The sequence below is a fragment of the Pseudomonas sp. NBRC 111127 genome (assembly GCF_001320345.1).
GTDB lineage: Bacteria > Pseudomonadota > Gammaproteobacteria > Pseudomonadales > Pseudomonadaceae > Aquipseudomonas > Aquipseudomonas juntendi.
This window is the reverse complement of sequence record NZ_BCBD01000348.1, coordinates 1-577: the sequence shown is the minus strand read 5'-3', so window position 1 is coordinate 577 and position 577 is coordinate 1. Positions and strand designations below refer to the sequence as shown.

Here is a 577-nt window from a genome sequence, read left to right as displayed (position 1 = left end):
AGAGTCGCGCGAGGGATTCTCGACGATCCTGATCCTCCCAGATCCAGTCGGTGAACGCAGCGCGGATCTCGTCGGCCTTCTGGTTAGCTGCTGCAGTCTGAGTTTCATCAACCTGCATGATCGGATGGCCATGATCGTCCTTTCCGACCTCTACCTTCACCTGGATCGGCCGGTTTGTTAAAACTGCCTCCACCAGCTTGTTCGCAGGATACGCATCGGTGCCCCAGGTTACGCGCATGGTTGTGTTATCCCCTTCGGAGATATTCACCATCCATTTGCCCAAGGCTTCTTGGTAGTCGATGCGCCGGCGCACATCGCCCATGAGGTGCACGACGAAATCATCGATTGTCTTCGCCGGTACCCAGGTTGAACCTAACTGCACGGAAATGTCGATCGGCTCGATGTCTGCAGGCTGAATTGGCCGCAGCGCCTCTACGTTTTCCAGGAATTTGGGATCGTGTTCCGCAGCACGCTCCGCTCCCCTGAGTTTGGCTTTCACATTTCCGGTCAGGTACTGATCGGCGGTTTCCCAGCGATCCTTACCAGGGTTGAAGTATACGAGCCCTTTCAGGTCCCG

General features: G+C 56.2%; 1 pseudogene. It reads right to left on the bottom strand.

The annotated features are described in order from the left end of the window. Window positions 1-577, bottom strand: a pseudogene (locus APH30_RS29290) (helicase); the annotation flags it as partial.